Source organism: Streptomyces phytophilus (assembly GCF_013870535.1).
GTDB classification, from domain to species: Bacteria; Actinomycetota; Actinomycetes; order Streptomycetales; family Streptomycetaceae; genus Streptomyces; species Streptomyces phytophilus.
The window spans coordinates 1-4,079 of sequence record NZ_JACBXC010000521.1; the positions used below are offsets into that span (position 1 = coordinate 1).

At 69.5% G+C, this 4,079-nt stretch carries 3 protein-coding genes and 2 tRNA genes; 3 read left to right on the forward strand and 2 right to left on the reverse strand.

Features of this window, described 5'->3' with window-relative positions:
* Nucleotides 1-1,055: acyltransferase family protein (locus H5J30_RS20500; RefSeq protein ID WP_181788862.1), on the reverse strand; the 1,055-nt coding region annotated here is incomplete at its 3' end.
* A 623-nt stretch (nt 1,056-1,678) separates the two neighbouring features.
* Between H5J30_RS20500 and H5J30_RS20505 the strand changes: the two genes are divergently transcribed.
* Nucleotides 1,679-1,873, forward strand: a complete 195-nt coding sequence (locus tag H5J30_RS20505; RefSeq protein WP_018834270.1) for a hypothetical protein — start codon at nt 1,679-1,681, stop codon at nt 1,871-1,873.
* 107 nt (nt 1,874-1,980) lie between these two features.
* Here H5J30_RS20505 and H5J30_RS20510 read toward each other — a convergent pair.
* Nucleotides 1,981-2,051: transfer RNA gene (locus H5J30_RS20510), tRNA-Gly, on the reverse strand.
* A gap of 214 nt (nt 2,052-2,265) precedes the next feature.
* On the opposite strand from H5J30_RS20510, the gene H5J30_RS20515 reads away from it, so the two are divergent.
* Nucleotides 2,266-2,339: transfer RNA gene (locus H5J30_RS20515), tRNA-Pro, on the forward strand.
* Between the two features lie 186 nt (nt 2,340-2,525).
* Complete coding sequence (gene tig / locus H5J30_RS20520; protein WP_181788863.1) at nt 2,526-3,965, forward strand: trigger factor; 1,440 nt, start codon at nt 2,526-2,528, stop codon at nt 3,963-3,965.
* Nucleotides 3,966-4,079 lie beyond the last annotated feature (114 nt).

The following is a 4,079-nucleotide window of genomic DNA, read 5'->3' on the forward strand; positions in this document are numbered from 1 at the left end:
CCGGGATCGGACTTGAACAGCCAGTCCATCTTCGGCTCCATCGCCCACCGGAACATCCGCCGCACCGGCGGGGTGCAGAGCACCGTGATGATTGCGGCCGCGATCGCCGTCACGGCGAGGGCGCCCAGCGGGGTGTGCGCGAAGTCGTTGTCGTACCAGCCCCAGAAGCGCGAGCCCTTGGCGAGGAACCCGTGCAGCAGGTAGCCGTACAGCGTGCCGGCGCCCAGCACCGTGAACCACACCGTGCGCCGCGGCACCCAGGCCAGGAAGCACACCGTGAGCACCAGCGCGCAGCCGAACATCGCGAACGTCATGACCGGCCCCGCCCAGATGGGCGCGCCCAACTCCTGCGCGGAGTCGCGGTGGTAGAACCAGCCGGCGTTCATCCGCGGCACGGCCCAGTAGGCGACGACCGCGGCCATCAGGCCCACGGGCACGGACAGCAGCCGCACCTCGCGCCTGCGCACCAGGTCGAAGTGCTCCGGTTTGAGCATCAGGCCGAGTACGAAGAAGGGCATGAACTGCAGCACGCGCTGCAGGTCGAGGTCGTTGCCGACGGTGTCGCTCATGGACGCGGCGATGGCGATGAGCAGGGCCAGCGGGACCGGCCAGCGCACCGCCTTCCACAGCGGTGTCGTCATCCGCCAGACGAACAGCGCGATGAGGAACCAGGTCAGATACCACGGATCGAGGATGCTGATCCGGTAGCCGGGCACGTCGCCCGCCCAGCGGTTGAAGAACGTGTACGCGGTCTCGAAGATCACGTACGGCACGAGCACGCCGGTGACCAGCCGCTGCACGCGCCCGGGCCGACCGAGGTCGAACGAGCGCGACATGTAGCCGGAGATGAGGATGAACGCCGGCATGTGGAAGGAGTAGACGAGCATGTAGAGCGCGGACGCGGCGCGGCTGTCGTCCCGCAGCGGCTCCCATGCGTGACCGAGTGCGACCAGCACGATGGCCAGGTACTTTGCGTTGTCGAAGAAGGGGTCGCGGGCCTTCGGCTTGCCGGAGTCGCCGGCCGGACGAGCCGCGGTCTGCGGCGTGTGGGTCACGAAGCCTCCAGGTACGAGTCCGGCGGCGGAACCCGGAACCGCACCGGCGGGTTGGGGTCGAGGGGGGATCGGAACATCGTCGGCACCATAGCGTCCGAGTGTCGGGCCCGTAAATTCGAAGTCGATAATGGCAATTTCCGCGGCGGGAAGAAGGACAGCGAGGTCAGCGGGCATCATCGTATGCCAGGTTTGTCCTGAATGAATCGGACATAGGGCCACGAAACTTCGGCGTGTCCACCGATCTTCTTTCGGCCGGTTTCGTCATGCATGGATGTGCCGCGAATGGGGAAATGCGGCGGCCCGCAACGCCCGTCCGCGTACTGCACATTGCGTAAATCCATGCCCCTGGATCACGGAATTCGGATTCGCCGCTCCGGTTTCCCCCGGCCCGCCGCCGGGGATGGACCGCATGGGCGCGCCACCGGCGCGGAGGCCGCACGGCGCCCCGCGTACGGCGCTCCGCGCGCGCCGTGGGCGCAGATCGGTGTAAGGGGCGCGAGATATCAGCCAGTTGGGCATCCCACGCACCCCCGTGCACCTCTTGGTGGCACGATGGATCCACCGGGGTGTGCGGGCGGCGGGTGCCCTGGGTGGGTGAACGAGAACCTAGGGGTGATCAGGGCGTGGCTATCTCACTGTCATTGGTGCTGCTGATGGGGATCATCCTGGTCGTGCTGATCCGTGGCGGCTCGATCAAGGTGGGCCCGGCGATCGTTGCGGTGCTCTTCGGCTTCTTCCTGGCGTCCACCAGCGCCGCTCCGGACATCCAGGACGCCCTCGACGAAATAAGCCAGAGCATCAGCGACATCGGCACCTGACCGCCCTCCGGGGCGACCCGGCCGCCGCGCACACGTCAACGGCCGGGGCCCCGGCCTGCGCACGTCCCGACGGACGCGGCGCGGCCCGGACCCCGGCCGCCGCACGGAGCGGGTGACGGGAATCGAACCCGCGTAGCCAGCTTGGAAGGCTGGAGCTCTACCATTGAGCTACACCCGCAGGCGCCACCCGCGGCGGGTGGCACGCCCTGCATCGTAGCCGCTGCGCCCCCGGTCCCGCACGCCGCTATACCCTCGGGCGCCCGGCCGCGCGTGCACGCGCGCGTGCCGCCGCATCCCGCGTACGGGCCGCGCATCGGCCGCGTACGGCGTCACCAGGGACGTAATCGGCGGCGATGCGGCTGCGCGGCCATGTACCCTACTGCTCGCACATGCGGGGTGTGGCGCAGCTTGGTAGCGCGTCCGCTTTGGGAGCGGAAGGTCGTCGGTTCGAATCCGGCCACCCCGACCGCGGCAGGGACCTTCGGCGCGAAGGTCCCTTTATGGGGAGCGGACCCGGCACCGGTACTATGCAAGCTGCGTTCCTGCGTGCCTGGACCGGGCCGCTCCACGCTTCTGCCGGAAGCCGGACGCAGCCACAAGAAGTCCAGAAGAAGTACAGCACTTCCCAGACGCCATCCCAAGGAGACCGACCGTGAAGAGCGCCGTGGAGACCCTGAACCCGACCCGGGTTCGGCTCACTGTCGAGGTGCCCTTCGAGGAGCTCAAGCCCAGCCTCGACGCGGCGTACAAGAAGATCAACCAGCAGGTCACCGTGCCGGGCTTCCGCAAGGGCAAGATCCCGGCCCGGATCATCGACCAGCGGTTCGGTCGCGGCGCCGTCCTGGAGGAGGCCGTCAACGACGCGCTGCCGAAGCTCTACGAGGACGCCGTCAACGAGGGCGACCTCAAGCCGCTGGGCCGGCCCGACGTCGACATCACCGAGCTGAAGGACAACGAGACGCTGACCTTCACCGCCGAGGTCGACATCCGTCCCGAGTTCGAGATCCCGGACTACGCCGGCATCAGCGTCGAGGTCGACGCCGTCGAGGTGCCCGACGAGGACGTCGACAAGTCGGTCGAGCAGCTCCGCGAGCGCTTCGCCTCCACCACGCCGGTGGAGCGGGCCGCGGCCGACGGCGACGTCGTCACCCTCGACCTGGAGGCCAGCGTCGACGGCGAGGTGCTGGACGACGGCGTCGCCAGCGGCGTGACGTACACCATCGGCTCCGGCGAGCTGCTCGACGGCGTCGACGAGGCCGTCACCGGCCTGGAGGCCGGCGGCTCGGCGACGTTCGCCTCCGAGCTGAAGGGCGGCTCCGCGGCCGGCCAGGAGGCGCAGGTCAAGGTCGAGGTGACCCAGGTCGCCGAGCGCGAGCTGCCGGAGCTGGACGACGAATTCGCCCAGATGGCCAGCGAGTTCGACACGCTGGAGGAGATGCGGGCGGACAGCCGCAAGCGGCTGGAGCAGATGAAGCGCTACGACCAGGCGCAGCAGGCCCAGGAGAAGGTGCTGGACGAGCTGCTCGGCCTGGTGGAGATCCCGGTGCCGGAGAAGCTGCTGGAGGAGGAGATCTCCACGCGCCGGCACAACCTGGAGAACCACCAGCTGGCCCAGATGGGCATGAACCTGGAGGGCTACCTGAAGCTCCAGGAGAAGACCCCCGAGGAGTTCGAGACCGAGCTGAAGGAGCAGGCGGAGCGCGGCATCCGCACCCAGTTCGTCCTGGACGAGCTGGTGGGCAAGGAGCAGGTGAACGTCGGCCAGGAAGAGCTGACCGAGCACCTGATGCGCCGCGCCCAGTCCTCGGGCATGAGCCCGGACCAGTTCGCGCAGGCGGTCGTCGAGGGCGGCCAGGTGCCGGTCCTGGTCGGCGAGGTGGCCCGCGGCAAGGCGCTGGCGGTCGTGGTCGAGTCCGCGACGATCAAGGACACGAACGGCGAGCCGGTGGACCTGTCGGACGAGGACGAGACCGCCGAGACGGTCACGCCTTCCGCCGAGGAGACGGCGGACGGGGAGACCGGGGACGCCGAGAAGGCCGAGGCGACCGAGGCGACCGGGGACGAGTCGAAGCCGGAGAAGGCCGACGCCTGACCCGTGCGACCCGCCCGTGGGCCCTGCCGCGAACCGCGACAGGGCCCACGGCCCGCCCGGCTCCACGGCCCGCTCGGCTCCACGGCCCGCCCGGCTCCACGGCCCGCCCGGCTC